The sequence below is a fragment of the Pseudomonas sp. NPDC087598 genome, from assembly GCF_044743525.1.
GTDB lineage: Bacteria > Pseudomonadota > Gammaproteobacteria > Pseudomonadales > Pseudomonadaceae > Aquipseudomonas.
In genome coordinates, this window is sequence record NZ_JBIUWQ010000059.1 from 13,998 (window position 1) to 40,679 (window position 26,682).

Consider the following 26,682-nt stretch of genomic DNA (forward strand, 5'->3'; position numbering starts at 1 on the left):
CATGCTTGTCTCACACTGCAACAGCTGTCGCGAAATTGGACGCCGGCAAACAATGCAAACCGTAGTTCGGCACCGTGATCATTACGTAACTGATTGATTGATAAGCCTGTCGCCAAGCTGGCACGCTCCGTGTATTGCTCATCGCAGACGTTTCTCTTGCCTCCGTTCGCGGCCCGCCGCCGACGGCAGAAACCATAAAAACGATAAGCCACAACAATAAGAAAGCACCGTGCGAGGTTCGACGTTGATGAAGAGAAGACTCCGATCAGGCATGAGCGCCAGCCTGCTGGCCGTGGCCGCTTGCGTGGCCCTGCATTCGCCGCAGAGCCTGGCTGCCCGCGATGCCCAGACCATCCTCAAAGAGACCTGTCAGGGCTGTCACACCCCCGAGGCCGATAACGCCCTGAGCCGCATCAGCCACCAGCGCAAGACGCCGGAAGGCTGGTTGATGAGCATCGCCCGCATGCAAACCATGCACGGTTTGCAGATCAGCGATGACGACCGCCGCACCCTGGTCAAGTATCTGGCCGACACCCAAGGCCTGGCGCCGAGCGAAACCGATGGCGTGCGTTACGCGCTGGAACGGCGGTTGAACACGGTCGAGCAGTTCGATGAAAAAACCAGCCAGATGTGCGGCCGCTGCCACTCCGGTGCGCGGGTTGCACTGCAACGACGTCCGGCGCAGGAGTGGGAGCGGCTGGTGAATTTCCACCTCGGCCAATGGCCGTCGCTGGAGTATCAAGCGTTGGCGCGCGATCGTGATTGGTTTGATATTGCCCGCAAGGACATGGTGCCGCTGCTGGCCAAGCGTTATCCACTGGACAACCCGGCGTGGCAGCAGTGGCTGAAAAGCGCACCGAAAGCGCAAGCGCTGGTCGGCGACTGGAGCTTCAGCGGCCACTTGCCGGGCAAGGGCGAACTGGCCGGAATCATGAGCGTGACCGCCGATGGCAACGACACCTTCAAGGTCAGCGTCAAAGGCCAATACGCTGATGGCAGCCCGTTCAATGGCGACGGCAGCGCGATCCTCTACAGCGGCTATGAATGGCGCGGCAATGTCACTGTCGATGGCGTGACCATGCGCCAGGTGTTTGCCGCCCAAGGCACGGCGATGCAGGGGCGGATGTTCGAGGCCGAGCACGACGAGCGCGGTCTTGATTTTGTCGCGGCCAAACAAGGCTCGCAGCGTTTGCTGGCGGTGCAGCCGGGTTATGTGAAGGCCGGCAGCGAGACCGAAGTGACCCTTATCGGCAGTGGCCTCAGCGGCAAACCGAACTTCGGTAAAGGCGTGGAAGTTGTCGAAGTGGTCGAGCAGAACGCCGAGCGCATCAAGGTCAAAGTCAAAGCGGCGGCCAATGCCCAACCGGGGCTGCGCGCGGTCAGCGTGGGCGCGCTGAAAGGCCCGAGCCTGTCGGTGTATAGCAAGATTGCCTCGGTCAAAGTGGTGCCCGAGTTCTCGGTGGCACGGATCGGCGAGGGCGGCGGCTCGACGCCGAAAGTCCAGGGCCGTTTCGATGCTGAAGCCTGGGGCAAGGGTGCCGATGGCAAGCCCTATCGCATCGGCGTGTTCCCGGCGCAGTGGAAGGTCGAAGCCTTCGACGAGCGCGCCAAAGAGGATGAAGACGTCAAGTTCGCCGGCACCATGCAGACCGACGCGGGCGTGTTCACGCCGGGCGATGCCGGGCCGAATCCGGCGCGCAAGATGTCTACTAACAATGCCGGCAATCTCAAGGTGATCGCCGCCGTCGACGACGCAGGGCAAGCCCTGACCGGCGAAGGCCATCTGATCGTCACCGTGCAACGCTGGAACAATCCACCCATTCCTTGAGTTGTCTTGAACTGCATCGCTTCAGACACTTTTCGGAATGACCGCAAGTCCCGCCGAGCGGGGCCTGCACAGGAGGTTTGCAATGGGCGCTATCTTGAATCTGGTCGAACGCAATCTGCACGAAGTGCACGTCGACGCCGACCGCATGTTGTTTCATATCCCGAGCAGCTCGCTGTTCGCCAGCGATGAGTTGACCGGCACCATCATCGATACGTTGCGCGGCCCCGGCTGCTCCTCGGAAGACCTGATCGAACGCCTCGCGGCGCGCTTCAACGGCGAGGAAATCAACGAGACCCTGCGCGAGCTGATCTCGCTGGAGCTGGTCAGCGACGGCTCGCCACTGACCCCGGACATCGCGGTCAAACGCGTCGAACGCACGGCGATCAACACCGTGGTGCTCAACGTCAACACCGGCTGCAACCTGAGCTGCACGTATTGCTACAAGGAAGACCTCGACAAGCCGTCCGCTGGCAAGAAGATGGATGTCGAAACCGCGATTGCGTCAGTGGAAATGCTCCTGCGTGAATCGCCGGACGAAGAGCGTTTCACCGTGGTGTTTTTCGGCGGTGAGCCGCTGAGTAACCGCAAGCTGATCGAGTACATGGTCGACTATTGCGAGAAGCGTTTTGCCGAGGCAGGCAAGTTCGTCGAGTTCGTGATGACCACCAACGCGACGCTGCTGACCGAAGACACCGTCGACTATCTGAATGCCCACCGTTTCGGGCTGTCGGTGAGCATCGACGGGCCGAAAACCGTGCACGACCGCAACCGCATTACCGTGGGCGGGCAGGGCACGTATGACGTGGTGCGGCGCAAGGCCGAGATGCTCCTGTCGCGCTACAACAGCCGTCCGGTCGGTGCGCGTGTGACCCTGACCACGGGCGTCACCGACGTCGAAACCATCTGGGATCACCTGTTCAATGAACTGGGTTTTGCCGAGGTCGGTTTTGCCCCGGTGACCTCGGGTGATATCAGCAGCTTCAACCTCAGCAGCGAGGAGCTGATCGAAGTTTTTGCCAGCATGAAGCGCCTCGGTCGACGTTACCTGGAAGCTGCGCTGGAGCACCGCAACATCGGTTTTTCCAACCTGCACCAGTTGATCACCGACATCCACGAAGGCCACAAAAAAGCTCTGCCGTGTGGCGCCGGGCTGAAGATGCTGGCGGTCGATCACAAGGGCGAACTCAACCTCTGCCATCGCTTCACCGGATCAAAGCTGCCAACTTTTGGCAACGTCCACAGCGGCGTGAAGCAAGTCGAGTTGAACGACTTTCTGTCCCAGCGTCTGGATCGTACCAATACCGGTTGTGAGGATTGTCAGATCCGCAACCTGTGCTCCGGCGGCTGCTACCACGAGAGTTACGCGCGCTACGGCGACCCGACCCACCCGACGTATCACTACTGCGAACTGATGCGTGACTGGGTCGACTTCGGCATCGAGGTCTACACCCGGATCATGGCCAATAACCCTGCGTTTATCAGCAGCTACATCACTCCGCGCAAGGCTCACTGATATGAAACATCTCAAGGCAATCAATAACAAAGCGTTGAAGCTCGATCAGGCTGCGGATGAGAACCGCATCGAAGAAGTGGTGGCGATGAGTTCGGTGGCGGGCTGCGCTTCGACCACTGACCCGGGCTGGGAAATCGATGCGTTTGGCGGGGTGTCGTCGCTGTGCCAGCCGATGGAGGCTGACCTTTATGGCTGCTCCGACCCTTGCTGGTGGCCGGCGCAGGTGCCGGACATGATGAGCACCTACCCGGACTGGAACAAGGATGCCCAGGCGTCCAATGACAACTGGCGCAACCTGGGCACGGTCTTCCCGAAAGACAAATGATGCCTTTGAGAAAACAGCGTACAAGAAAAAGGATTCCAGCATGCACAGCATCAAAGCCTGCGGCCTGGCCGCAATCGCGGTTCTGAGCGCCTGTTCGCTCTCGGTTCTGGCCGATGAAAACACCGCGCTGCAAGACGGTCACGAGTACATGGTGACCACCAATTACCCGAACAACCTTCACGTCCTCGATCTGGCCACCGACAGCCTGTACAAGACCTGCAAGATGCCCGACGCCTTCGGCCCCGGCACCGTGCAATTGTCGCCGGATCGCAAGATCGCGTATGTGCTGAACAATCATTACGCCGACGTTTACGGAGTCGAACTCGATAGTTGCAAGCAGGTTTTCCACGCCAGCATCACCCAGCAACCGGGGGAAAAGGCGCGGTCGATGTTTGCCTTTACCGTCAGCCACGACGGCAAAGAGCTGTACACCATTGCCAACCCGACACAGATGCTCAACGACCGGTACGAGGTCAAACAGCCGCGCCTTGACGTTTACGCCACCGACGCCGGAATGAACGCCAAACCCGTGCGCAGTTTTCCGGCGCCACGACAATTGACGATCATGCAGAGCGGCGATGACGGTACGCTTTACGTCGCCGGCGCCGATGTCTACAAGGTCGATGTGAAGAGTGGCAAGTTTGATGTGCTGATCCCCAGCCGCCACTGGAAACGGGCGAACTACAGCGCACCAGACGTGCTCTACGTGTGGAACCAGCAGACTTACCGCCATGATTTTTCACTGCTCTACACCGCAGCGAAATTCAAGGACAAGAAACAGGACCCGGCGACCGCCGAGTATCTGTACGGTCTGTTCAGCATCGACCTGAAAACCGGCAAGACCGAAACCACCGACTTCGGCCCGCTGACCGAAATCTATTTCAGTGGCATGCGTTCGCCGAAGGATCCGAACCTGATGTTCGGTGTGCTCAATCGTTTGGCCAAGTACGACATCAAGCAGAAGAAGCTGATTCAGGCAGCGACCCTGGACCATTCCTACTACTGCATTTCCTTCAACAAGGACGGCAGCAAGATCTATCTGGCGGGGACGTTCAATGATGTGGCGATCTTCGATGCCGAAACGATGAAGCAGACGGGGAGCATCAAGTTGCCTGGAGGGGATATGGCGATTACTACGGCGCAAATTTTTGTCCGGTAATTTGCGGCATCCCCGCTGACGCCATCGCTGGCAAGCCAGCTCCCACAGGTATTTCAGTGATTAAACTTATTGTGAGAACACTCCGAAACCCTGTGGGAGCTGGCTTGCCAGCGATGAGGCCCTAAATGCCACGTCGATATCAGGCCCCGGGCACCGGGCAGCCCATGTCACCTTCCTCACACTTCAAATACTGTTTCAGCGCCTTAACTCGCACCTTGGTCACCCCTGTCAGACAACTGCTGTAAACCAACGGATAAACACTCCCGCCCGAAACCCCCGATGACGAAAACGTGCACTCAGCGTCACGAAACCCGATCCACGCCCGCTGCGCATCAACCAGCAGTTTTGTGCCCTCGGCATTGCCCTTCAAGCGCCCGGTGATTTGCTTGTACACCGCATTCAACTCGTTGTCGGCTGCCTTGTAATCCTGCCCGGCGCACTGGTTCATCGTCGCCTGATCGTTGGCGTTGGCACAGTCGAGGGCGGCGTGGGCGAGGGGGGTGAACAGAAGTGGCGTCAGGGCCAGGAGCAGGCGTGGGGACATGGGGGATTCTCGCTGTCGATTTCAGGAATGGCGGTTATTGTATCGATCAGCCTCAACTGCCGCTGTAGCCGCGCAATCGCATGCAGTCATTGGTCAGATCGATCTGTTTTTCAGCTATCACGATTCCGTCGCCCACCCCGGCTCCCACTGCGGCCGACATGCTTTTGTCTGACGGTGTGCTGTTATAACTGGCCGTTGCTGATTTGGCCTGATACTGACATTCGGCTTTATCGTGATCGATGTCTGTCTGGGATGCGCCAGGTTTGCTCCAGTGGGCTACGGAGGTAACGCAGGCAGACAGAATCAGCGGCGCCATGCACAGGCAAATAGTTTGCAATACACGCATGCTTGGCTCCAGATGCTGGTTGGATGACTTATCAGTCTAGACAATGGTTGGCATTGATGATCGCTACCAGGCAGCCTATTGATACAACTTCAGGTTGGACATGTGGTCATACAGGCCTAGTGTTCAGAACAGGAGGTGACGTATGAAACCAGTACCCAATAGTTTCGAACGCAAAATCACGCTCAAGGCGCCGCGCTCACATGTCTGGCGTGCATTGGTCGATGCCGAGGCATTTGGTCAGTGGTTTGGTGTGGCGCTGGAGGGCAGGCGTTTTATTGCCGGTGAATGGACGCAAGGGCAGGTCACGTATCCGGGTTATGAACATGTGTTGTGGAATGTGCTGATCGAGCGGGTCGAGCCGCAGCAGTTGTTCTCGTTCCGTTGGCATCCGTATGCGGTCAATCCGAAGATCGACTATTCCCAGGAGCCGACCACGCTGGTCAAGTTCGAACTGCAAGACTTCGAGAGTGGCACGCTGCTCAAGGTGTCTGAATCAGGCTTCGCGCACATTCCCGATATCCGCCAGAAAGAGGCGTATTACATGGACAGCCGTGGCTGGGAAGAGCAGTTGAGCCGGCTCGAACAGTTTCTTGTAGAGAGTGCCAAAGCTCGCGAGCGTGACGGTGGCTGACAGCGCAATGTTCGAACCCTGGCTCAAGCGCTGGGCACTGGTGCCGGACGGTGCAGCGATCATCACCCCCGGCAGCCGGCTGTTGCCGGTGCGCCTGGGTGACACCCCGGCGATGCTGAAACTGGCTGACGACGCCGAAGAAAAGTACGGCAACCTGCTGATGACCTGGTGGGAAGGCGAGGGCGCCGCACGCGTATTGGCGCACCACGAGGATGGCTTGCTGATGGAGCGCGCCATGGGCAGGCGTTCGCTGATGCAGATGGCGCTCAATGGCCAGGATGATGAAACCAGCCGCATTTTGTGCACCGCGCTGGCACGTCTGCATGCCCCACGAACCACGCCACCCCCGCCGCTGGTGGAGCTGGGGCCGTGGTTTGCTTCATTGCGAATCGCTGCCGCAGAACATGGCGGGCCGTATGCCCTGAGTCTGCGTACCGCCGAAGCCTTGCTCGCCGACCCGCAGGACGTCGTGGTACTGCACGGAGACATGCATCACGACAATGTCCTCGATTTCGGCGCGCGCGGCTGGTTGGCGATTGATCCGAAGCGAGTGAGGGGCGAGCGCGGTTTTGACTACGCCAATCTGATCTGCAACCCGGATTTGCCGACTGCTGGCGACCCCGAGAGATTTCACCGGCAGGTCGAGGTGATCGTTGCCGCCGCGGGCCTGGATCGTAGTCGCCTTCTGCAATGGGTGCTGGCGTTTGCCGGATTGTCTGCCGCATGGTTTCTGGAGGATGACCTGCAGGAACAGGCCGCAGGGCAGCTGAAAGTCGCGCAAATCGCGGCTTCCATGCTCAACGCCTGACACGGCTAAGGGTTTTCGGAAGGGCTTCTATGGCGAATGTCTTACACGCGATGGTAGCTTTGTCGACTATTGCCGATTGGATCCAGCACGTAATCTACACCCATCAACTGAAGCACAGGGAGTGTTTCAGGATCACGGATGATCGACCATTGCAAGGATCGCTGCCGACAGGGAGTCGATAATGGTCTTGGGAAAAACCCGCTTCGGCGGGTTTTTTTTCGTCCCCGGAAAACCACGGAAGAACTTGTGGCGAGGGGATTTATCCCCGTTGGCCTGCGCAGCAGGCCCGTTCTTTGAAGGAAAAACAGGGTCGCTGCGCAGCCCATCGGGGATAAATCCCCTCACCACAGGGGATCCAGGCGTTATGAAGCGATCAGCTGACGCAACACATAATGCAGAATCCCGCCCGACTTGAAGTACTCCACCTCGTTCAGGGTGTCGATGCGGCATAGCACTTCGATTTTCTCCTGACGCCCGTCCTCACGGGTGATCACCAGGGGCAGGTTCATCCGCGGCGTCAGTTCGACACCGGTCAGGCCCTGAATCTCGAAGGTTTCCTTGCCGGTCAGATTCAGGCTCTTACGGTTCTGATCGAGCTTGAACTGCAGCGGCAACACACCCATGCCGACCAGATTGGAACGGTGAATGCGCTCGAAGCTCTCGGCGATCACCGCTTTGACGCCCAGCAGGTTGGTGCCTTTGGCCGCCCAGTCACGACTGGAACCGGTGCCATATTCCTGCCCGGCAATCACCACCAGCGGTGTGCCCGAGGCTTGATAACGCATGGCCGCGTCGTAGATCGGCAGTTTCTCGCCACTCGGAATGTAGATCGTGTTGCCACCTTCTTCACCACCGAGCATTTCGTTACGGATACGAATATTGGCAAAGGTGCCGCGCATCATCACTTCGTGGTTGCCACGACGCGAGCCGTAGGAGTTGAAGTCGCGTGGCTCCACACCTTTGTCGCGCAGGTAACGTCCGGCCGGGCTGTCGGCCTTGATATTGCCGGCAGGGGAGATGTGGTCGGTGGTCACCGAGTCGCCGAGCAGGGCCAGCACTCGCGCACCTTTCACATCCTTGATCTCTGGCAGTGGGCCGCCGATGTCATCGAAGAACGGCGGATGCTGGATGTAAGTCGAATCGTCCTGCCACACGTACGTCGCTGCTTGCGGCACTTCAATGGCCTGCCACTGTTCATCACCGGCAAACACTTCGGCGTATTCCTTGTGGAACATCGCCGTGCTGACCTGACTCACCGCATCGGCGATTTCCTGGCTGCTTGGCCAGATGTCGCGCAGGTACACCGGGTTGCCCTGTTGATCGTTACCCAGCGGTTCGCTGCTGATATCGGTACGAACAGTCCCGGCCAGCGCATAAGCCACCACCAGTGGTGGCGAGGCCAGCCAGTTGGTTTTCACTAGCGGATGTACACGACCTTCGAAGTTACGGTTGCCGGACAGCACCGAGGCGACGGCGAGGTCGGCTTTCTGGATGGCCTTTTCAATGGGCTCCGGCAATGGTCCGGAGTTGCCGATACACGTGGTGCAGCCATAACCGACCAACGAAAATCCGAGCTGGTCGAGGTATTGCGTCAGCCCGGCCGCCTTGTAGTAATCGGTGACCACTTTAGAGCCCGGCGCCAGTGAACTCTTCACCCACGGTTTGCGTGTCAGGCCTTTTTCCACGGCTTTTTTCGCCAGGAGGCCAGCAGCCATCATCACGCTCGGGTTGGACGTGTTGGTGCAAGAGGTGATCGCGGCGATGACCACGGCGCCGTTTTTCAGGCGATAGGTGTGGCCTTCGTATTCGTAATCGGTTTCGCCGACCAGATCGGCATTGCCCACTGCGACGCCGCCGCCCCCTTCACTCTCAAGGCGACCTTCTTCTTTGCTGGTGGGTTTGAATTGCAAATCGAGGAAGTCGCTGAAGGCTTGCGCAACATTGGGCAGTGAAACCCGATCCTGTGGGCGCTTCGGCCCGGCCAGACTGGCTTCAACGCTGCCCATGTCCAGCGCCAGGCTGTCGGTGAACACCGGTTCCTGGCCCGGCAGGCGCCACAATCCCTGCGCCTTGGTGTAGGCCTCGACCAGTTTCACCACTTCTGCCGGCCGCCCGGACAGGCGCAGGTAGTCCAGCGTTACCTCATCAACCGGAAAGAAGCCGCACGTCGCGCCGTATTCCGGGGCCATGTTGGCGATGGTCGCACGGTCGGCCAGCGGTAGTTCGGCGAGGCCGTCGCCGTAGAACTCGACAAATTTACCGACCACGCCTTTCTTGCGCAGCATCTGCGTGACGGTCAGCACCAGGTCGGTGGCGGTAATGCCTTCCTTGAGCTTGCCGGTGAGTTTGAAGCCAATCACTTCCGGAATCAGCATCGACACCGGTTGCCCGAGCATCGCCGCTTCCGCTTCGATGCCGCCGACACCCCAGCCGAGCACGCCGAGGCCGTTGATCATGGTGGTGTGGGAGTCGGTGCCGACCAGCGTGTCGGGGAAGGCGTAAGTACGGCCGTCTTCATCCTTGGTCCATACCGTGCGACCGAGGTATTCGAGGTTGACCTGGTGGCAGATCCCGGTGCCCGGCGGCACCACGCTGAAGTTGTCGAAAGCACTTTGGCCCCAGCGCAGAAAGGCGTAACGCTCGCCGTTACGTTGCATTTCGATGTCGACGTTTTGCTCGAAGGCGCTGGCGGTGGCGAATTTGTCGACCATCACCGAGTGGTCGATCACCAGATCGACAGGCGACAACGGATTGATTCGCTGCGGATCGCCGCCGGCCTTGGCCATGGCGGCGCGCATGGCAGCGAGGTCGACCACGGCCGGTACGCCGGTAAAATCCTGCATCAATACCCGGGCAGGGCGATATTGAATCTCGCGGTCAGAGCGGCGCTCCTTGAGCCACGCGGCGATGGCCCTGAGGTCGGCGCCGGTGACGGTTTTTTCATCTTCCCAGCGCAGCAGGTTTTCCAGCAGGACCTTCAGCGACATCGGCAGCTTGTCGATATTGCCAAGGCTCTTGGCGGCATCGGGCAGGCTGAAATAATGGTAGGTCTTGTCGTCGATTTGCAGGGTTTTGAGCGTTTTCAGACTATCGAGGGACGGCATTACGATCACTCCTTTGAATCCGCACGGCTACGGATTGAGGGGACGAATAGAGCTTTAAACCTAGCCCTGTTTTAGGTAGCTGGCTAATAACTGGACTCTATGGGCAAGTCCAAGGTTCCGACATCGGCTATCATGCGCCGGTTTTCGTGACAGGCGTTGCTGCAACGCAACGCCTGAGCATCGCGCAGTGGCCGAATGATCGCCCGCTGCCCAGGAGTAAGAATGAACACCCTATTCATGCATTGCCGGCCGGGCTTCGAAGGCGAAGTCTGTTCGGAGATTTCCGACCTCGCCGCGCAACTCAACGTGGCCGGTTACGCCAAGGCCAAAGCCGCCACGGCGTACGCCGAGTTTGTCTGCACCGAAGAAGACGGCGCCGAGCGCCTGATGCGCGGTCAGCGTTTTGCCGAACTGATCTTCCCGCGCCAATGGGCGCGTGGGGTCTTTATCGATCTGCCGGAAAACGACCGCATCAGCGTGATCCTCGCGCACATGGCCGACTTCCCGGTGTGCGGCAGCCTGTGGCTGGAAGTCGTCGACACCAACGACGGCAAGGAGCTGTCGAACTTCTGCAAGAAATTCGAAGGCCCGCTGCGCAAGGCCCTGACCGCTGCCGGCAAACTGGTGGAAGACGCCGGCAAGCCGCGTCTGCTGTTAACCTTCAAAAGTGGCCGTGAAGTGTTTCTCGGCATGGCCGACGCCGGTAACTCGGCGATGTGGCCGATGGGCATTCCGCGCCTGAAGTTTCCGCGTGAAGCGCCGAGCCGTTCGACGCTGAAGCTGGAAGAAGCCTGGCACCACTTTATCCCGCGTGATCAGTGGGAAGATCGCCTGCACAGCGACATGACCGGGGTTGACCTCGGTGCAGCGCCGGGCGGCTGGACCTGGCAACTGGTCAATCGCGGCATGCTGGTGACCGCCATCGACAACGGGCCGATGGCTGAAAGCCTGATGGACACCGGGCTGGTGCAGCACTTGATGGCTGATGGTTTTACCTTCAAGCCCAAGCAACCGGTGGACTGGATGGTCTGCGACATCGTCGAGAAACCGGCCCGCAACGCCGCGATGCTCGAAGAGTGGATCGGCGAGGGGCATTGCCGCGAGGCGGTGGTCAACCTGAAACTGCCGATGAAGCAGCGTTATGCCGAGGTGAAGCGCTTGCTCGAACGCATCGCCGATGGTTTCAAGGCACGCGGGATAAAGGTCGATATCGGCTGCAAACAGCTGTATCACGACCGCGAGGAAGTGACCTGCCACCTGCGCCGTCACGACACCAGGAAAGCCAAATCCCGCTGATTGACGTGAACTGCTTGTGTGGCGAGGGAGCTTGCTCCCGCTGGGCTGCGAAGCGGCCCCGGATTCGGCGCCGTTGTTCCTTCAGACATACCGGGCAAACAGATCTTACGACGGCTACGCCGCCGAGCGGGAGCAAGCTCCCTCGCCACAAACCCGGCAATGCGCGACAATGCCGGCCAGTTTCAGGAGTGAATCATGAGTGAAATGATTGATACGCCGGTCGACGGCACCCTCGACGCAACCGGTCTCAATTGCCCTGAGCCGGTGATGATGTTGCACCAGCACATCCGTGACCTGGTGCCCGGCGGCCTGCTCAAGGTGATCGCCACCGATCCCTCGACCCGTCGCGACATTCCCAAGTTCTGCGTGTTTCTCGACCATGAACTGGTCAGCCAGCACGAAGAGGCCGGTACTTACCTGTACTGGATTCGCAAGAAAAACGCCTGAGTCCCAGGCAGACACAAAACCAAATGTGGGAGCGAGCCTGCTCGCGAATACGGTACATCAGTCACTAACAATGGCGACTGACACACCGCATTCGCGAGCAGGCTCGCTCCCACTTTTTTTCGTCCCGCGTAAGGGGTTTAGCCCATCGAGCGACTAATCCGGATGCGCTTGCGCGCGCTGCGCGTCAGGCGGATCGACAGCATCAGCGCCGCACAGCTCAAGCCGACGATCAGACCCTGCCACAAACCGCTCGGACCGCGTGGCTCGCCGAGCCAGTCGGTCAGACCGAGGGCATAGCCCACCGGCAAGCCAATGCCCCAATAGGCGAACAGGGTCAGGATCATCGTCACGCGGGTGTCCTGATAACCGCGCAGGGCGCCAGCCGCAGTGACCTGAATCGCATCGGAAAACTGGAACAGCGCCGAGTACACGATCAGCATCGCCGCGATGTGAATCACCGTCGGGTCAGCGGTGTAGATCGCCGCAATCGGCTCACGTAACAGCAACATCATGCTCGCCGACAGGCAAGCGTAAGCCAGCGCGGTGCCCATGCCGACGCCAGCAGCAAACCGCGCTTCACGCGGCTCTTCACGGCCCAGCGCCTGACCGACGCGCACGGTCACGGCCATCCCCAACGAATACGGAATCATGAACACCAGCGAGCTGACGTTCAGCGCAATCTGGTGCCCGGCCACTACGGTGGCGCCGAGGCTGCCGATCAGCAGCGCGATCACCGCAAAAATGCTCGATTCGGCAAACACCGCGATGCCGATTGGCAGACCGATAGCCAGCAGACGTTTGATCACCGCCCATTGCGGCCAGTCGAAACGGCTGAACAGTTCGCTCGAACGATAGGCCGGAGCCCAGCGCTCATAACCCGCCAGACCCAGCGCCATCACCCACATCACGATCGCCGTGGCCCAACCGCAACCCACGCCACCCATGGCCGGCACGCCGAAGTGGCCATAAATGAAGATGTAGTTCAGCGGAATGTTCAGTGCCAGACCGCACAGGCCCAACACCATCGCGGGGCGGGTACGGCCAATGCCGTCACTGGTGCAGCGCAGCACATGGTAGAACGCCACCGCCGGCAAGCCGCTGGCGATGCCGTGCAGGTATTGCATGCATGGGCCGATCAGTTCCGGATCGACCTTCATCAGGTGCAACACCGGCTCGGCGGCAACCAGCATCGCCGTCGCGATCAACCCGACCACCAGCGCCAGCCACAACGCCTGACGGACGATCGGACCGATTTCGCTGTGGGTGCCAGCACCAAAGCGCTGGGCGACTTTCGGCGTAGTGGCCAGCAGGGTGCCGGTCATCAGCAGAAACACCGGCACCCAGATCGAGTTGCCCAGGGCCACAGCCGCCAGATCGTTTGGCCCGACGCGCCCGGCCATCACCGCATCGACGAAGCCCATGGCCGTGGTCGCCAGTTGCGCGATGATGATCGGCACCGCCAGGGCGAGCAGGTTCTTGAACTCCAGACGAATCCGCGCGGGGCGGGTCAGGGAGACGGCGACAGGTTGGTCAGTTACAGAATTCACAGGCAAAGCGTCCACAGATGTTGATGCGCAGGGCGCCGCATTCTACGCCGCTGACGCCTTGGTCAGGAAAAATCCTCTGTTACGGATTTGTAAATCACCTTCGCTCGAAAGGCGATTGTCCTGTGGCGAGGGAGCTTGCTCCCGCTGGGGTGCGCAGCGGCCCCAAAACCAAACCGCGCAGCGAATCAGAAAGGTCTCGGTAACAGACTTTGCGACTGCCCGCAGCCGAGCGGGAGCAAGCTCCCTCGCCACAGGAGACGTGTTGTTCTTGCGTGTGCAATCAAAGCCTGCTGGCTCATCAACCGATCTGCACCTAAACTGCCGATCCGCCAAAGGAGCCCGCCATGCTGATTGTTGCCGACGAAAATATCCCGCTGCTCGATGCCTTTTTTGCCGGTTTCGGCGAGATCCGCCGGGTCCCTGGCCGTTCCATAGACCGTGCAACGGTGGAACAGGCCGACGTCTTGCTGGTGCGTTCGGTGACCAACGTCAATCGCGCGTTGCTGGAAGGCAGCAAGGTTCGCTTTGTCGGCACCTGCACCATTGGTACTGATCATCTGGATCTTGAGTATTTCGCCGAGGCCGGCATCACTTGGTCGAGCGCGCCCGGCTGTAATGCCCGTGGTGTGGTCGATTACGTGCTGGGCAGCCTGATGACGCTCGCCGAAATCGAAGGTGTCGATCTGACTCAACGGACCTACGGTGTCGTCGGCGCCGGTGAGGTGGGTGGGCGACTGATCAAGGTCCTGAAGGGCTTGGGCTGGAACGTGAAGGTTTGCGATCCACCGCGTCAGGCCGCCGAGGGGGGCGATTATGTCAGCCTGGAGCAGATCATTGAGCAGTGCGACGTGATCAGTCTGCACACCCCGCTGACTCGCAGCGGCGCAGGCGCGACCTGGCATCTGTTCGACCAGCAGCGTTTGCAACAGCTCAAGCCCGGCGCGTGGTTGATCAACGCGGCGCGTGGCCCGGTTGTTGATAATGCCGCGCTGCGCAAAGTGCTGTTGGCGCGCGAAGACCTGCAAGCGGTGCTGGATGTCTGGGAAGCCGAGCCGGAAGTCGATGTGGCGCTGGCCGAACTGTGCGTACTGGCCACGCCACACATTGCCGGTTACAGCCTCGACGGTAAACAGCGCGGAACGGCGCAGATTTATCAGGCGTATTGCGAATTCATCGGCCAGCCCGCAAGCATCCAGCTCAGCGACCTTTTGCCAGCACCGTGGCTGTCCGAAATTACCCTGCATGCCGACAGCGATCCGGCCTGGGCGCTGGCGATGTTGTGCCGAGGCGTGTACGACCCGCGCCGGGATGACGCGGATTTCCGCCGCAGCCTTGTAGGCAATGTCGGCGAGCAGCGTGCGGCGTTCGATGTGTTGCGCAAGCAGTATCCGGTGCGGCGCGAGATCGAAGGGCTGAAAGTGCGGATCGATGGTGATTCGCCGGCCTTGGCGAAGATAGTCGCGGCGCTGGGAGCGATTGCTGTTTAAAAACCGGGGTGTCTTCATCGCTGGCAAGCCAGCTCCCACAGGTTTCGCGGAGCACTCTGATTTTGAGTACGACGAAAATCTGTGGGAGCTGGCTTGCCAGCGATTGTTTCAATACAAGGCTCAACTGTTCAGACAGAAAAAACCCGGCCAAAGGGGCCGGGTCAGGAAGACGGTGGCTATATCACTTTTGTTTGGCAGGCTTGACCAATCGCTTGTCCAGTTCGCGGCACGCATCCTGGATCATGTCTTCAGTGATCGGTACTTCACGCCCATCCTTATCGATAATCGAGCAACCCAGAGTCTGGCCGGGCTTGGTGCGGATCACTTCAATCTTGTCATCGCTGCTGTGTTGCAAGGACATGGCCTGTCTCCTCATCAGGTTGTGTTATCAGATTAAAACCGCCACATGACCAGGCTGTGACAACTCCTTTCGGTCCGTCATGAGCGGCCATTCCAGTCCAACAGAAATGACCGTTCGTCTCAACTGCGACGTTAGACCAATAGCAACTATGGCCTAGTCTTTGGGGGCATATTTAACCTGACTCATTGTGATTTACAGAGTTCCACCCCAAAGAAGGTTTACGCTAGCCCTTTCATCAACATGGATGCGTACCTGAATGACCCCGAAGCTTTCTTCAAGGCACCGTCGCGCGCTGCGTCTGACCAGTCGATTTCTGGCTCCTTACCGCTGGCAAGTCATCGGTGCGCTGCTGGCGTTGATCGTCACCGCCGCCGTCACCTTGTCGATGGGGCAAGGCATCAAGTTGCTGGTCGATCGGGGCTTCATGACCCAGTCGCCGCATCAGCTCAACCAGAGCATAGGCATTTTCATGTTGATGGTGCTGGGTCTGGCTGTCGGTACGTTCGCGCGGTTTTACTGGGTGTCGTGGATCGGCGAACGCGTCGTCGCCGATATTCGGCGCGAGGTGTTCAACCATCTGGTTTATCTGCACCCCGGCTTTTACGAGAACAACCGCAGTTCGGAGATTCAATCGCGGTTGACCGCCGACACGACGTTATTGCAGTCAGTGATCGGTTCGTCGCTGTCGATGTTCCTGCGCAACTTGTTGATGGTCATCGGCGGCGTCGTACTGCTATTTGTGACCAACGCAAAACTCACCAGCATTGTGGTGATTGCCTTGCCGTTCGTGGTAGCGCCGATTCTGATTTTCGGTCGGCGTGTACGCAATCTTTCGCGGTTGAGTCAGGACCGGGTTGCCGACATCGGCAGCTACGTTTCCGAAACCCTCGGCCAGATCAAAACCGTGCAGGCTTACAACCATCAGGTCCAGGATGAGCAGCGCTTCTCGGCGACTGTCGAAGAGGCGTTCGACACGGCGCGCAAACGCATTTTCCAGCGCTCGTGGATGATCACCCTGGTGATCGTGCTGGTGCTGGGCGCCGTGGCGGTGATGTTGTGGGTCGGCGGCATGGACGTGATCGCCGGGCGAATCACTGGTGGCGAACTGGCAGCGTTTGTTTTTTACAGCCTGATCGTGGGCAGTGCGATCGGCACCTTGAGCGAAGTGATTGGCGAACTGCAGCGCGCGGCAGGTGCCGCCGAGCGCATCGCTGAATTGCTCGGTTCGCAGAACATCATTCAGCCGCCAACCACCGGGCTGGTGACTTTGCCGGCGCGCGTGCGGGGCGAGTTGCGATTGCAGGACGTGCGTTTTTCCTACCCTTCGCGCCCTGAAAGCTACGCCGTCAACGGCTTGAATCTGACAGTTCGTGCCGGTGAGACGCTGGCGCTGGTGGGGCCGTCCGGCGCCGGCAAGTCGACGGTGTATGACTTGCTGTTGCGCTTTTATGACCCGCTGGAAGGACAGATCCTCATCGATGGCGTGCCGCTGACAAGTCTCGACCCGCTGGATCTGCGCCGCCACTTCGCCTTGGTGTCACAGTCGCCGGCGCTGTTTTTCGGCAGCGTTGAAGAGAACATTCGTTACGGCAATCCGCGGGCGACACTGGAGCAAGTCAAGGACGCGGCAAGAATTGCCCATGCCCATGACTTCATCGAAAAAATGCCCAATGGTTACCAGACCCATCTCGGCGATGGTGGCCTCGGCCTTTCGGGTGGCCAGCGGCAACGTCTGGCGATTGCCCGGGCGTTGCTGGTCGACGCGCCGATCCTGCTGCTGGACGAAGCCACCAGCGCCCTCGATGCGCAAAGCGAGCACCTGATACAGGAAGCGCTGCCCAACCTGATGCAGAACCGCACCACGCTGGTGATCGCGCATCGACTGGCAACCGTGAAAAACGCTGACCGGATCGCAGTGATGGATCAAGGCAAACTTGTGGCCATTGGCACCCATCAGGAGCTCATAGTCAGCAATCCGCTGTATGCGCGGCTGGCGTCATTGCAGTTCAATGAAGGAAAGCAAACCTCTAAACAACTCTGATGAGTGATGCCTGCATCGGGCATTATGGCGACCTGTATGGAATGCCAGGATGAGGACATGAGTCGCTACCAACCGCCGTTGACGCTGACCAATCGAATGATTGCTTTAATCGCCGAAATCAGTGAGCAAATCGGCCAACTATCGGCCATGGATGATAGTCGGCAAACGCCACGACTCCGCCGAAGTAACCGGATTCGTACGATTCAGGCTTCTCTGGCAATTGAAAACAATACGTTGAGTGTTGAACAGGTGACGGCCGTGCTCGCCGGTCAGCGTGTGTTGGGGTTGCCCAAGGAAATTCAGGAAGTACGCAATGCCTTTGCGGCCTATGAATCCATGCCGAAGTGGCAACCAGGCAACAGGGCTGACTTGCTTCAGGCGCATGAGTTGTTGATGCATGGACTGATCGATGAATGCGGGCACTTTCGCCGAACTGGCGTAGGCATTTATCGCGCTGATCAATTGGTCCATATGGCGCCACCGCCGAGTCGTCTGTCCGCGTTGATGGATGATTTGCTGGCGTGGCTCGCTACTTCTGACTGGCACCCTTTGATTATCAGCTGTGTCTTTCATTACGAGTTCGAGTTTATCCATCCTTTTGCTGATGGAAACGGGCGGATGGGCCGTCTATGGCAGACCGTGATTCTCAGCCAATGGCGATCTGTGCTGGCTTACCTTCCGGTCGAAGCGGTCATTCGAGAGGAGCAGGATGCTTATTATTCGGCATTATCGGCTGCGGACCAAATGGCGGAGTCGACGCCGTTTGTTGAATACATGCTGCATGCTCTGAGTGTTTCACTGCGTGAAGCGATTGGCAGTGAAACGGCGAACGACCTAGTAATCGACCCAGTAACCGACCTAGTAGAAAAGCTTTTGCTAACCCTCGGGCAAAGGGCTTTGAAGGTCAGCGAGCTGATGGCAGAGCTGGGCTTGGCACACAAACCGTCTTTCAGGGCCAACTACCTGAAGCCGGCACTCGCCTCAGGAGTGATTGAAATGTCTGATCCTGAGACCCCGACGAATCCGACTCAGAAATATCGCCTGACTGAGCTTGGCGAGTTGGCAGTTGCGCGGATTAGGCGTAAGTAGTGATTTCACCAAGAATAAAAAATGCCCGTATCTCCGGATACAGGCATTTTTTTGTTATTCGGTGTTCGTCACGAACTCACTGATCGTCGAAGTAGCGCTCGTGCCAATCCACCAGCGGCTGTGGTGAGTTGAGCTTCTGGCCGTAGATCACCGAATAAGACAGCACGTTCTGCACGTACTGACGGGTTTCGTCGAACGGAATGCTTTCCACCCATACATCGAAACTCAGGTGATCGGCGCCGCGCAGCCATTGGCGTACGCGGCCGGGGCCGGCGTTGTAGGCGGCGGAGGCGAGGACGCGGTTGCCGTTGAACTGGCTGTGGACCTGACTCAGGTAGGCGGCGCCGAGCTGGATGTTCTTGTCTGGATCGAGCACTTGCTGCGGTGAAGCCAGCGGGATGCTGAACTTGCGTGCGGTTTCCTTGGCGGTGCCGGGCATCAGTTGCATCAGGCCACTGGCGCCGACGCCGGAGCGAGCATCGTCCATAAAAGCACTTTCCTGACGGGTGATCGCGAACACCCAGCTCGAATGCAGGCCCCGCACCTTGGCTTCACGCACGAGGGTTTCGCGGTGGGCCATCGGGAAACGGATGTCCAGATCGTCCCAGTATTGCGCCTGACTGATCGTGCGGATCGCCGGGAAGTACCATTTCAGGTCGTAGGCGAGTTTGGCTTGGGCGACCATTTCGTCGCGGTTGAAGTGGCGGCTGACGTGATACCACTCGCGGCGACCGTCTACGATCTGCCCGCGGGCATGGAACTCCAGAGCGCGGCGGACACCTGGCGTGTTGCGCACTTTGTTGATGGTCGCCTGGCTGAGTACCAGCGGTTTGTTGACCAGCGAGTACGGCGACTGCGAACGGTCGGCAGCAAGGAAACCGTAGAAATCACGTTCGCGGGCGAGGCTTTTGTACAACGTCTGCGCTTCCGGGTTCTGCGGTTGCGCCAGTTCCAGGCTGCGGGCCTGCCAGTAGCGCCAGCGATTGGTGGTCGCCAGATCCTGCGGCAGACGGCGAGTCAGTTGATAAGCATCGTCCCACCGGGCCAGGCGCAGCAGCAGGCGCAGGCGCCATTCGGAAACGGTATTGTCACGCAGCTCCGGGTCGTATTTGGTCATCACGTCCAGCGCGCGGCTGTCGAAACGACGGGCCAGGGTCAGGCCGATTTCCCGGGCGATGGCGACTTTTTCATCGCGGGAGAAATGCATGCTGCTGGCGTAACCGTCGAGCAGGGCCATGGCTTTGTCCGGATCCTGACGGGCCAGACGACGCAAGCCGAGGCTGACCACATCGGACATCGGCTCATCAGCCGGCGTGAAGCGCGAGGGCTGATTGAGCAACTCGGGTTTCTGCGCCACATCGACCAGCAAGCGACCGCGCGGGGCGAGAGTGGTCAGGCCGTTGGTCAGGCTGTTGGCGAGCGGATAGTTGCGCGCCTGAGCGGCGAGTTTGGTGCGCTCCCAGCGTTTCTGTTCGGTCAGTTGGCCGTCGGCGGCCCAGATACCAAACAGCGCGTCGCACGCCGCCGGTTGCGATTTTCCGGTCAGCCACAGCTTGTCTGCGTTGGCATAGCCCTCGACCTTGTGACCGCTGCTGATCTGGTACTGCGCATTCAGGCAGTCGAGTTCAGTGAAGTTGAGTTTCGGGTCGTAATATTTGACGAAGGTCGCCCAGTCACCGCGGTCAGCGAGCCAGCGCAACCAGCGCAACTTCATCCAGTTGGCCTGGGGCAGGTCGCCGTGTTCGGCGAGGAATTTCTCGATTTCGGCGTTGCTCGCGCTTTTCAGGCGCGCGGTCAGCTCGTCGTAGGCCAGATACGGCTCCAGCGGATAGTCGGCCAAGGCCTGGCTGTAGCGGAAATACGGACCGGTATCGCCCTTGGCGAGGGCGCGCTTGGCTTCATCGTAATACTGGCGTTGGGTTGACAGGTCCACCGCCTGGGCGGATTGAGCGGCAGCGGCGGTAAGTAGCAAACAGGACAAAACACTGAGAAGGCGACTGCGCATGAGACATCCGGGCAGAGAAATCATGACAAGTGCCGACCTCGGTCAGCACTGAATTGTCTGTAGCTTAGCCTTTTGCCAGCAAGCGGCGAAAGCTTTGCGGACCTCGCAGCACAAGTTCGCAACAAATGTTGTGCAGAGTGCTTCGACAGACAAATTGCCGGCCTGCTGAAGCCCTAAGTCAGGTAGAATGCGCGCCCGGTTTTTGGAGAAGCTCATGACCCTGCTCAAATTCAGCGATGTGTCCCTTGCATTCGGCGCGATGCCGTTGTTGGACAAGGTGTCCTGGCAGATCGCCCGTGGTGAGCGGGTGTGCATCATCGGCCGCAACGGCACAGGCAAGTCCAGCATGATGAAGCTGGTCAAGGGCGATCAAAAGCCTGACGACGGCTCCGTGTGGCGTGCCCCCGGTCTGAAAATCGGCGAACTGCCGCAAGAATTGCCAGTGGCCGACGACCGGACTGTGTTCGACGTGGTTGCCGAAGGCCTCGATGGCGTGGGCGCGTTGCTCGCCGAGTACCATCACCTTGCGCAGAACTGCGTCACTGAAGAAGACCTGAACAAACTGATGCACGTTCAGCAAGACCTCGAAGCCCGTGATGGCTGGCGCTTGCAGACCCTGGTCGACAGCACCCTGAGCCGCCTGCAACTGCCGGCCGACAAGACCCTCGCCCAGTTGTCCGGCGGCTGGCGTCGTCGCGTGCTGCTGGCGCAGGCGCTGGTGTCCGAGCCGGATCTGTTGCTGCTCGACGAACCGACCAACCACCTGGATATCGGTGCGATTGCCTGGCTCGAAGAAGCGCTGAAAGATTTCCAGGGCGCTGTGCTGTTCATCACGCACGACCGTTCCTTCCTGCAAAACCTTGCCACGCGCATCCTCGAACTGGATCGCGGCGGCCTGATCGACTGGAACGGCGACTACGCCAGTTTCCTCGTGCACAAAGAAGCCGCGCTGGCCGCTGAAGAGACCGCCAACGCGCTGTTCGACAAAAAACTGGCCCAGGAAGAAGTCTGGATCCGCCAGGGCATCAAGGCGCGTCGCACCCGTAACGAAGGCCGCGTCCGCGCCCTGAAAGCCCTGCGTGTTGAGCGCAGCGAACGTCGCGAGCGTACCGGCAAGGCCAATATCCAGCTGGAAACTGCCGACAAGTCCGGCAAGCAGGTGATGGTGCTCGAGAATGTGAGCTTTGCTCACCCGGGTGGCCCGTTCCTGATCAAGGATTTCTCGATGGTGCTGACGCGCGGCGACCGTATCGGTCTGCTCGGCGCCAACGGTACCGGCAAGACAACCCTGCTGAAGCTGATGCTCAGCGGTCTGCAACCGACCAGTGGCAAAGTGGAAGAGGGCACGCGCATCGACGTGGCGTACTTTGACCAGTTGCGTCATCAACTGGATCTGGAAAAAACCGTTATCGATAACGTTGCCGAAGGTCGCGACTTCATCGATATCGACGGTCAGAGCCGCCACGTGCTGAGCTACCTCGGCGACTTCCTGTTCAGCCCGCAGCGTGCCCGCACGCCGGTCAAGGCGCTGTCGGGTGGCGAGCGTGCGCGTCTGTTGCTGGCCAAACTGTTCAGCAAGCCGGCCAACCTGCTGGTCCTCGACGAACCGACCAACGACCTCGACGTGGAAACCCTCGAACTGCTCGAAGAGGTGCTGCTGACCTTCAACGGCACTGTGCTGATGGTCAGCCACGACCGGGCATTCCTCGACAACGTGGTCACCAGTACGCTGGTCTTCGAAGGTGAAGGCAAGGTGCGTGAATACGTCGGCGGCTATCAGGACTGGATCCGTCAGGGCGGCTCGCCGCGCCTGTTGGGCGTGACCGAGAGCAAGTCGGGCAAGGCTGACTTGAATTCGGCGGTGGTCACTGCCGAGCCGGCTCCGGTGGCTGCGCCTGCCGCTGCCATCCCGGCTGCCAAGAAGAAGCTCAGCTACAAGCTGCAGCGCGAGCTGGAAGCGCTGCCGGGCGATATCGATGCCAAGGAACAGCAGATCGCTGCCGTTGAAGCTGAAATGGCTGACGCGGGTTTCTATCAGCGTCCGCCGGCAGAAACGGCCAAGGTGATTGCTTCGCTGGAGCAGTTGCAGGCTGAGCTGGATGCTCTGGTGGAGCGTTGGGCCGAGCTGGATGCCTGATTGCCTCTGATGTGAAAAAGCCCGGCGTTCAGTAATGAGCGCCGGGCTTTTCATATGTCACGCGATCTGCAAGCTGATACTGGTCAAATGTGGGAGCGAGCCTGCTCGCGAATGCGGTGTATCAGGCAGCATTAATGCTGAATGTGTCGTCGCCTTCGCGAGCAGGCTCGCTCCCACAATGATCAGTGCTTTTCAGCGTTTGACCAGGTGCACCGCCAGCACATCACAAGGCGCACCGTGCAGCACGTCGTTGGCGGTCGAGCCGAGCAGCAATGCCAAACCGTGACGGCCATGACTGCCGACCACGATCAGATCGCACGCTTGTTCCTTGGCGAAATGATGGATTTCCTGGCGTGGCTGGCCGTAGGTCAAGTGGCAGTTAGCGCCTTCGAGTTCGGAATACTTGAGTTTCAAGCGCTCAAGCCGTTCTTTGGCCTGGTCGAATTGCTGTTGTTGCAGTTGTGACAGGTCCATTGGCACGTCGCCGCCGAACGCCATGGCCATCGGTTCGACAATGTGCACCAGCGACAGCTTGGCGCCGTTGCTCACCGACAGCTCTCGGGCGCGGTGGATCACTGGGTCGCACTCTTCGGTCAAGTCTACGGCGACCAGGATGTGGTGGTAGGGCATGAGGCGCTCCTCGTAAGGGTTCAATATTGTTAAGTATGGCTGGTTTCAAGCGCATTGGTTCCAAAGTGACGCAATGGGCTCATAAAGATTCGGGAGTACAGATATGACGGTCTGGATAGTGGTGTCAATCCTGCTGGTGGTATTGAGTCCGCTGGCGTGGTTGCGCCCATCGCGCGCGCAGAGCGGGCGCATCGGCCTGCGCATGGAGGCGCGGCGCATGGGTCTGGCCATGCAGCTGGCTCCTCAGGAGTGGCCGCACTGGCTGTCGCAAGAGCCGCCAAACCCCTGCGCGCAGTACCATCGTCCGCGCCGTGGCAGTCAGCCGGCGTGCTGGACGTATTGGCAGAAATCGCCGGGCGTTTGGGTCAATCAATGGCAGGAAATCTGCGAGGATCAGGCGCTGCTCAATCATTTCGAAAAGTTGCCGGGTAACGTCTACAAGGTCGAGGCGGATAAACAGATGATTGCCTTGTATTGGGGCGAGAAAGGCGAAGCAACGGTATTGCAAGATATCGACGCGACACTGAAAGCGCTGGCGTGACTTGCGGATGTTTCGCGCTGCAACGGTGCGAAGCGTCCGGCATACGAGCAATAAAAACTGCCGGAGGTGCATTCGCGACGTCTGCTGATGGATGAATTTTCGTCGATCCTCGCAGCTCGACCCAATGCGAGAAGGGCGAGGGCCTCAATTAGATATCGCAATTTTTTCGAGAATAGGACAGCTTTGCAGGATAGGAGAGTCGAAGGGTTGATGTGGTGAACGAGATATACCTCATCGAACCGGTCACGGCAGCATTGATCATGGCCACCGTCAAGATTTGAAGCCCTCACGTTTTTTCAGGTGCTTTAGATTCCCATGTCACTACATGAGATCTGCTACCAAATGAAATTGCTGCTTCATCCTGCCAGGGTTGTCTCCCTGGTTTTCCTGGCTGTGATACTGGTCGGTACCGCTATCTTGATGCTGCCGATGTCCCAGGCCGAGGGTATTTCCTCCACTTGGGTGACGGCCTTCTTTACCGCAGTTTCGGCTGTCTGCGTTACTGGGCTGGTAGTGGTGGACACCGGTACTTACTGGTCGACCTTCGGCCAGTCAGTGATCCTGCTGCTGTTCCAGATCGGCGGCTTCGGCATTATGACGGTGGCGACCTTGCTCGGCTTGATGGTCAACCGAGGCTTGCGTCTACGCACAAAAATGGTCGCACAGTTGGAGTCACGCTCGTTGGGGTTGGGCGACATCGCCAGCGTTGCCAAACTGGTCCTGGTGGTGACGTTCGCCTTGGAACTCATCCTGACCCTGTGGCTCACCCTCAGGTTGCACCTGACCTATGATCTGCCATGGGCTAGTGCGGCGTGGAGCGGCCTGTTTCATGCGGTATCAGCATTCAACAATGCGGGTTTCTCCATCCATCCCGACAGCCTGACGCGTTACGCATTCGATGCCGGGATCCTGTTGCCAATCATGGCTGCGATCATTATCGGGGGCATTGGCTTTCCCGTCTTGTATGACTTGCGCAGCAGATTCAGTGAACCGCGTCGCTGGTCGCTGCATACCAAGCTCACCTTGGTCGGAACGGCAATCCTGCTTCTAGTCGGTTTTTTAACGCTGCTACTGTTTGAGTGGTTTAACCCGGCTACCCTTGGCCCGATGCCAGTGATCGATAAAGTTCTCTCGGCGGCTTTTGCTTCCGTTTCTGCGCGTACAGCCGGATTCAACTCTATTGATATCGGCGCGTTAACTCATGAAAGCTGGGCAATTCACTATCTCCTGATGTTCATCGGGGGTGGCAGTGCGGGCACCGCAGGTGGTGTAAAAGTCGGCACTGTAGCCATTCTGGTTTTACTGGTGATCGCGGAAATTCGTGGACACAGCGACAGCGACGCATTTGGTCGTCGAATCGGTGCCCCGGCCCAGCGCCAAGTGATTACAGTGCTTGTGCTAGGCAGCGCCATGATCGTGCTGGCGACGCTATTTATCATGCGTGAAACAGACCTGCCCACAGATCAGGTCATATTCGAAGTCATCTCCGCGTTTGGTACGGTCGGCTTGTCCACTGGCATTACCGCTGATCTCCCCGCGTCAGCTCAACTCATGCTCACGCTGCTGATGTATGTCGGGCGGGTCGGCACCATTACGCTCGCGGCGTCACTGGCTCTGGGCGAACGCCGGATGCCTTACCGCTACCCAGAGGAACATCCTATTGTTGGCTAAATTTCTTTTTACCGAGCAGTTCTCCTTTTCCAAGGGCGATAGCGTGGTAGTGATCGGCCTTGGTCGTTTCGGTGGCTCCGTGGCTCAATCGTTGATGCGGCTCGGTCACGATGTGATGGGCATCGACCAGGATGCCGCGCCAGTCCATGAGTGGGCCGATCTCTTGACTCATGCTGTCCAGGCGGACTCCACCAACCTGATGGTCTTGCGCCAACTGGGTGTAGCCGATTTTGCTCATGCCATTGTGGGGATAGGAACAGATCTGTCAGCTAGCTTGCTGACCATCATGACGCTGACGGAGTTGGGTATCGGGGATATCTGGGTCAAGGCCAGGACTACCGAGCATGGTCAGATAGCCCAGCGGATTGGCGCCCATCATGTTGTCTACCCTGAGAAGGATATGGGGGAACGTGTTGCTCACCTCATTACCGGGCGGATGATCGACTTCATCGAGTTCGATGACGGCTTTGCCATTGCCAAGATTCACGCGCCCCTGGCGAGCCAAAACAACACCTTGGCCGACAGTGATATCCGGGAAAAATTTGGTGTGACGATTGTAGGGTTGAAGCGCGCCAGTCTGGATTTTCAGCATGCCACCCCCAGCACTCTGATCTTGCCGGGCGATCTGCTAATCGTTTCCGGTCCGACCCATCTGATCCAGAAGTTTGCAGGTCATTCGACTTGAGCCGAAATTAAAAAGCCCGACAGGGTTCATCGGGCGGGGTTGGCCAGGCAGGCCGGAAACTGTTTTACCGCTGACCCGGCTTCACACGGGTAGCGCAATTACCTATTGTCCCGTCAGCGTAGCCTTTTAAACAGGGCTCGTTGCGAATTAGGGCGAATTTTCTAACTATTGATTCTATGAATGGCCTCACCTGCAGACGCGTGTTGCGGGTCTTCGTGGTACGGAAATGACCGCAAAGTCGCATTTCAACCCGTATTTTGGGCGATTGACAATTGTCGGAAATTCCGTGAAGGTGACGTACCCAAATCAAACGGGCGTATGAATTGAGCGTTTGTCTTACAGACCGCTCCTACAGAATCCCGACTATCGCGTTGGCGGGTGTGCCGGGTGGATTGGCGTCAGCATCGACGAAAAAGCGTCCTGCCAAGCCATTCGCCTGCGTCCGACGTGTACTGTTCAGCTTCCATATCGTGGAGATCAGTTGATG

At 59.0% G+C, this 26,682-nt stretch carries 23 protein-coding genes; 15 read left to right on the plus strand and 8 right to left on the minus strand.

All coding sequences use genetic code 11. The features are described from left to right. The first annotated feature begins 247 nt into the window (after nucleotides 1-247). The 4 genes from peaA to peaD all read left to right on the plus strand — a co-directional run bounded on the left by peaA (nucleotide 248) and on the right by peaD (nucleotide 4,825). Nucleotides 248-1,828: a quinohemoprotein amine dehydrogenase subunit alpha gene (peaA, locus tag ACIOWE_RS24650; protein WP_401396916.1), complete on the plus strand. Its 1,581-nt coding sequence runs from the start codon at nucleotides 248-250 to the stop codon at nucleotides 1,826-1,828. A gap of 82 nt (nucleotides 1,829-1,910) precedes the next feature. Beyond that, nucleotides 1,911-3,341, plus strand: a complete 1,431-nt coding sequence (peaB, locus tag ACIOWE_RS24655; RefSeq protein WP_401396919.1) for a quinohemoprotein amine dehydrogenase maturation protein — start codon at nucleotides 1,911-1,913, stop codon at nucleotides 3,339-3,341. 1 nt (nucleotide 3,342) lies between these two features. After that, a complete protein-coding gene (gene qhpC / locus ACIOWE_RS24660) occupies nucleotides 3,343-3,666 on the plus strand; it encodes a quinohemoprotein amine dehydrogenase subunit gamma (RefSeq protein ID WP_008016081.1) in 324 nt (107 codons plus the stop codon). 40 nt (nucleotides 3,667-3,706) lie between these two features. After that, nucleotides 3,707-4,825 carry a quinohemoprotein amine dehydrogenase subunit beta gene (peaD, locus tag ACIOWE_RS24665; RefSeq protein ID WP_401396922.1) on the plus strand — a complete coding sequence of 373 codons (1,119 nt, stop codon included), beginning with the start codon at nucleotides 3,707-3,709 and terminating at the stop codon, nucleotides 4,823-4,825. 139 nt (nucleotides 4,826-4,964) lie between these two features. On the opposite strand, the gene ACIOWE_RS24670 is transcribed toward peaD, so the two are convergent. Then, nucleotides 4,965-5,369, minus strand: a complete 405-nt coding sequence (locus ACIOWE_RS24670) for a lysozyme inhibitor LprI family protein (protein ID WP_401396925.1) — start codon at nucleotides 5,367-5,369, stop codon at nucleotides 4,965-4,967. Nucleotides 5,370-5,421: 52 nt separating this feature from the next. Continuing rightward, nucleotides 5,422-5,715 (minus strand): hypothetical protein, encoded by a 294-nt coding sequence (locus tag ACIOWE_RS24675; protein WP_401396928.1) that lies wholly within the window; start codon nucleotides 5,713-5,715, stop codon nucleotides 5,422-5,424. A gap of 142 nt (nucleotides 5,716-5,857) precedes the next feature. Here ACIOWE_RS24675 and ACIOWE_RS24680 point away from each other — a divergent pair, with 142 nt between their 5' ends. Beyond that, nucleotides 5,858-6,346, plus strand: coding sequence for an SRPBCC family protein (locus ACIOWE_RS24680; protein ID WP_401396931.1), 489 nt, complete (start codon nucleotides 5,858-5,860; stop codon nucleotides 6,344-6,346). 7 nt (nucleotides 6,347-6,353) lie between these two features. Beyond that, nucleotides 6,354-7,154 (plus strand): aminoglycoside phosphotransferase family protein, encoded by an 801-nt coding sequence (locus tag ACIOWE_RS24685; RefSeq protein ID WP_401396934.1) that lies wholly within the window; start codon nucleotides 6,354-6,356, stop codon nucleotides 7,152-7,154. 132 nt (nucleotides 7,155-7,286) lie between these two features. Here the strand turns inward: ACIOWE_RS24685 and ACIOWE_RS24690 are convergent, their stop codons facing one another. Together ACIOWE_RS24690 and acnA are read right to left on the minus strand one after the other, a co-directional pair. Beyond that, the gene (locus ACIOWE_RS24690) at nucleotides 7,287-7,499 is read right to left on the minus strand and encodes a hypothetical protein (RefSeq protein WP_401396937.1); all 213 of its coding nucleotides are present in this window, start codon (nucleotides 7,497-7,499) and stop codon (nucleotides 7,287-7,289) included. 17 nt (nucleotides 7,500-7,516) lie between these two features. Continuing rightward, entirely contained in the window at nucleotides 7,517-10,258 is a 2,742-nt protein-coding gene (acnA, locus tag ACIOWE_RS24695; RefSeq protein ID WP_401396940.1) for an aconitate hydratase AcnA, read from the minus strand. Between the two features lie 222 nt (nucleotides 10,259-10,480). Between acnA and rlmM the strand changes: the two genes are divergently transcribed. Together rlmM and tusA are read left to right on the plus strand one after the other, a co-directional pair. Further along, nucleotides 10,481-11,554 carry a 23S rRNA (cytidine(2498)-2'-O)-methyltransferase RlmM gene (rlmM, locus tag ACIOWE_RS24700; protein ID WP_401396943.1) on the plus strand — a complete coding sequence of 358 codons (1,074 nt, stop codon included), beginning with the start codon at nucleotides 10,481-10,483 and terminating at the stop codon, nucleotides 11,552-11,554. Nucleotides 11,555-11,749: 195 nt separating this feature from the next. Next, nucleotides 11,750-12,001, plus strand: a complete 252-nt coding sequence (gene tusA, locus ACIOWE_RS24705) for a sulfurtransferase TusA (protein ID WP_401396946.1) — start codon at nucleotides 11,750-11,752, stop codon at nucleotides 11,999-12,001. A gap of 137 nt (nucleotides 12,002-12,138) precedes the next feature. Here the strand turns inward: tusA and ACIOWE_RS24710 are convergent, their stop codons facing one another. Then, on the minus strand, nucleotides 12,139-13,548 hold the full coding sequence (locus ACIOWE_RS24710; RefSeq protein ID WP_401396949.1) for an MATE family efflux transporter: 1,410 nt from the start codon (nucleotides 13,546-13,548) through the stop codon (nucleotides 12,139-12,141). A 344-nt stretch (nucleotides 13,549-13,892) separates the two neighbouring features. On the opposite strand from ACIOWE_RS24710, the gene pdxB reads away from it, so the two are divergent. Continuing rightward, the gene (gene pdxB / locus ACIOWE_RS24715; RefSeq protein WP_401396952.1) at nucleotides 13,893-15,035 is read left to right on the plus strand and encodes a 4-phosphoerythronate dehydrogenase PdxB; all 1,143 of its coding nucleotides are present in this window, start codon (nucleotides 13,893-13,895) and stop codon (nucleotides 15,033-15,035) included. A gap of 181 nt (nucleotides 15,036-15,216) precedes the next feature. Here the strand turns inward: pdxB and ACIOWE_RS24720 are convergent, their stop codons facing one another. Beyond that, a complete protein-coding gene (locus tag ACIOWE_RS24720; protein WP_201237448.1) occupies nucleotides 15,217-15,396 on the minus strand; it encodes a PA1571 family protein in 180 nt (59 codons plus the stop codon). A 256-nt stretch (nucleotides 15,397-15,652) separates the two neighbouring features. On the opposite strand from ACIOWE_RS24720, the gene ACIOWE_RS24725 reads away from it, so the two are divergent. Beyond that, a complete protein-coding gene (locus ACIOWE_RS24725; RefSeq protein WP_401396955.1) occupies nucleotides 15,653-17,437 on the plus strand; it encodes an ABC transporter transmembrane domain-containing protein in 1,785 nt (594 codons plus the stop codon). Nucleotides 17,438-17,494: 57 nt separating this feature from the next. Then, nucleotides 17,495-18,526 carry a Fic family protein gene (locus ACIOWE_RS24730; protein WP_401396958.1) on the plus strand — a complete coding sequence of 344 codons (1,032 nt, stop codon included), beginning with the start codon at nucleotides 17,495-17,497 and terminating at the stop codon, nucleotides 18,524-18,526. Nucleotides 18,527-18,602: 76 nt separating this feature from the next. Here ACIOWE_RS24730 and ACIOWE_RS24735 read toward each other — a convergent pair whose 3' ends face one another. Then, a complete protein-coding gene (locus tag ACIOWE_RS24735) occupies nucleotides 18,603-20,531 on the minus strand; it encodes a transglycosylase SLT domain-containing protein (protein ID WP_401396961.1) in 1,929 nt (642 codons plus the stop codon). A 214-nt stretch (nucleotides 20,532-20,745) separates the two neighbouring features. Here ACIOWE_RS24735 and ACIOWE_RS24740 point away from each other — a divergent pair, with 214 nt between their 5' ends. Next, nucleotides 20,746-22,668 carry an ATP-binding cassette domain-containing protein gene (locus ACIOWE_RS24740; protein ID WP_401396964.1) on the plus strand — a complete coding sequence of 641 codons (1,923 nt, stop codon included), beginning with the start codon at nucleotides 20,746-20,748 and terminating at the stop codon, nucleotides 22,666-22,668. 192 nt (nucleotides 22,669-22,860) lie between these two features. Here the strand turns inward: ACIOWE_RS24740 and ACIOWE_RS24745 are convergent, their stop codons facing one another. Next, nucleotides 22,861-23,298: a universal stress protein gene (locus ACIOWE_RS24745; RefSeq protein ID WP_007910454.1), complete on the minus strand. Its 438-nt coding sequence runs from the start codon at nucleotides 23,296-23,298 to the stop codon at nucleotides 22,861-22,863. 103 nt (nucleotides 23,299-23,401) lie between these two features. On the opposite strand from ACIOWE_RS24745, the gene ACIOWE_RS24750 reads away from it, so the two are divergent. The 3 genes from ACIOWE_RS24750 (at nucleotide 23,402) to ACIOWE_RS24760 (ending at nucleotide 26,195) form a co-directional block, all read left to right on the plus strand. Continuing rightward, nucleotides 23,402-23,839 (plus strand): hypothetical protein, encoded by a 438-nt coding sequence (locus ACIOWE_RS24750; RefSeq protein ID WP_201237452.1) that lies wholly within the window; start codon nucleotides 23,402-23,404, stop codon nucleotides 23,837-23,839. Between the two features lie 342 nt (nucleotides 23,840-24,181). Next, nucleotides 24,182-25,510: a TrkH family potassium uptake protein gene (locus tag ACIOWE_RS24755; RefSeq protein ID WP_401396968.1), complete on the plus strand. Its 1,329-nt coding sequence runs from the start codon at nucleotides 24,182-24,184 to the stop codon at nucleotides 25,508-25,510. Continuing rightward, nucleotides 25,500-26,195 carry a potassium channel family protein gene (locus tag ACIOWE_RS24760; RefSeq protein WP_401396971.1) on the plus strand — a complete coding sequence of 232 codons (696 nt, stop codon included), beginning with the start codon at nucleotides 25,500-25,502 and terminating at the stop codon, nucleotides 26,193-26,195. Before ACIOWE_RS24755 ends, ACIOWE_RS24760 begins: the two co-directional genes overlap by 11 nt. Nucleotides 26,196-26,682 lie beyond the last annotated feature (487 nt).

What these genes read in the sequence shown, in the direction of transcription:
- peaA (WP_401396916.1), top strand. Translation starts at nt 248, where the DNA reads ATGAAGAGAAGACTCCGATCAGGCATGAGCGCCAGCCTGCTGGCCGTG.
- peaD (WP_401396922.1), top strand. Translation starts at nt 3,707, where the DNA reads ATGCACAGCATCAAAGCCTGCGGCCTGGCCGCAATCGCGGTTCTGAGC.
- tusA (WP_401396946.1), top strand. Translation starts at nt 11,750, where the DNA reads ATGAGTGAAATGATTGATACGCCGGTCGACGGCACCCTCGACGCAACC.
- ACIOWE_RS24735 (WP_401396961.1), bottom strand. Translation starts at nt 20,531, where the DNA reads ATGCGCAGTCGCCTTCTCAGTGTTTTGTCCTGTTTGCTACTTACCGCC.
- peaB (WP_401396919.1), top strand. Translation starts at nt 1,911, where the DNA reads ATGGGCGCTATCTTGAATCTGGTCGAACGCAATCTGCACGAAGTGCAC.
- ACIOWE_RS24670 (WP_401396925.1), bottom strand. Translation starts at nt 5,369, where the DNA reads ATGTCCCCACGCCTGCTCCTGGCCCTGACGCCACTTCTGTTCACCCCC.
- ACIOWE_RS24675 (WP_401396928.1), bottom strand. Translation starts at nt 5,715, where the DNA reads ATGCGTGTATTGCAAACTATTTGCCTGTGCATGGCGCCGCTGATTCTG.
- ACIOWE_RS24720 (WP_201237448.1), bottom strand. Translation starts at nt 15,396, where the DNA reads ATGTCCTTGCAACACAGCAGCGATGACAAGATTGAAGTGATCCGCACC.
- ACIOWE_RS24680 (WP_401396931.1), top strand. Translation starts at nt 5,858, where the DNA reads ATGAAACCAGTACCCAATAGTTTCGAACGCAAAATCACGCTCAAGGCG.
- rlmM (WP_401396943.1), top strand. Translation starts at nt 10,481, where the DNA reads ATGAACACCCTATTCATGCATTGCCGGCCGGGCTTCGAAGGCGAAGTC.
- ACIOWE_RS24750 (WP_201237452.1), top strand. Translation starts at nt 23,402, where the DNA reads ATGACGGTCTGGATAGTGGTGTCAATCCTGCTGGTGGTATTGAGTCCG.
- ACIOWE_RS24755 (WP_401396968.1), top strand. Translation starts at nt 24,182, where the DNA reads ATGAAATTGCTGCTTCATCCTGCCAGGGTTGTCTCCCTGGTTTTCCTG.
- acnA (WP_401396940.1), bottom strand. Translation starts at nt 10,258, where the DNA reads ATGCCGTCCCTCGATAGTCTGAAAACGCTCAAAACCCTGCAAATCGAC.
- pdxB (WP_401396952.1), top strand. Translation starts at nt 13,893, where the DNA reads ATGCTGATTGTTGCCGACGAAAATATCCCGCTGCTCGATGCCTTTTTT.
- ACIOWE_RS24725 (WP_401396955.1), top strand. Translation starts at nt 15,653, where the DNA reads ATGACCCCGAAGCTTTCTTCAAGGCACCGTCGCGCGCTGCGTCTGACC.
- ACIOWE_RS24685 (WP_401396934.1), top strand. Translation starts at nt 6,354, where the DNA reads ATGTTCGAACCCTGGCTCAAGCGCTGGGCACTGGTGCCGGACGGTGCA.
- ACIOWE_RS24730 (WP_401396958.1), top strand. Translation starts at nt 17,495, where the DNA reads ATGAGTCGCTACCAACCGCCGTTGACGCTGACCAATCGAATGATTGCT.
- ACIOWE_RS24740 (WP_401396964.1), top strand. Translation starts at nt 20,746, where the DNA reads ATGACCCTGCTCAAATTCAGCGATGTGTCCCTTGCATTCGGCGCGATG.
- ACIOWE_RS24745 (WP_007910454.1), bottom strand. Translation starts at nt 23,298, where the DNA reads ATGCCCTACCACCACATCCTGGTCGCCGTAGACTTGACCGAAGAGTGC.
- qhpC (WP_008016081.1), top strand. Translation starts at nt 3,343, where the DNA reads ATGAAACATCTCAAGGCAATCAATAACAAAGCGTTGAAGCTCGATCAG.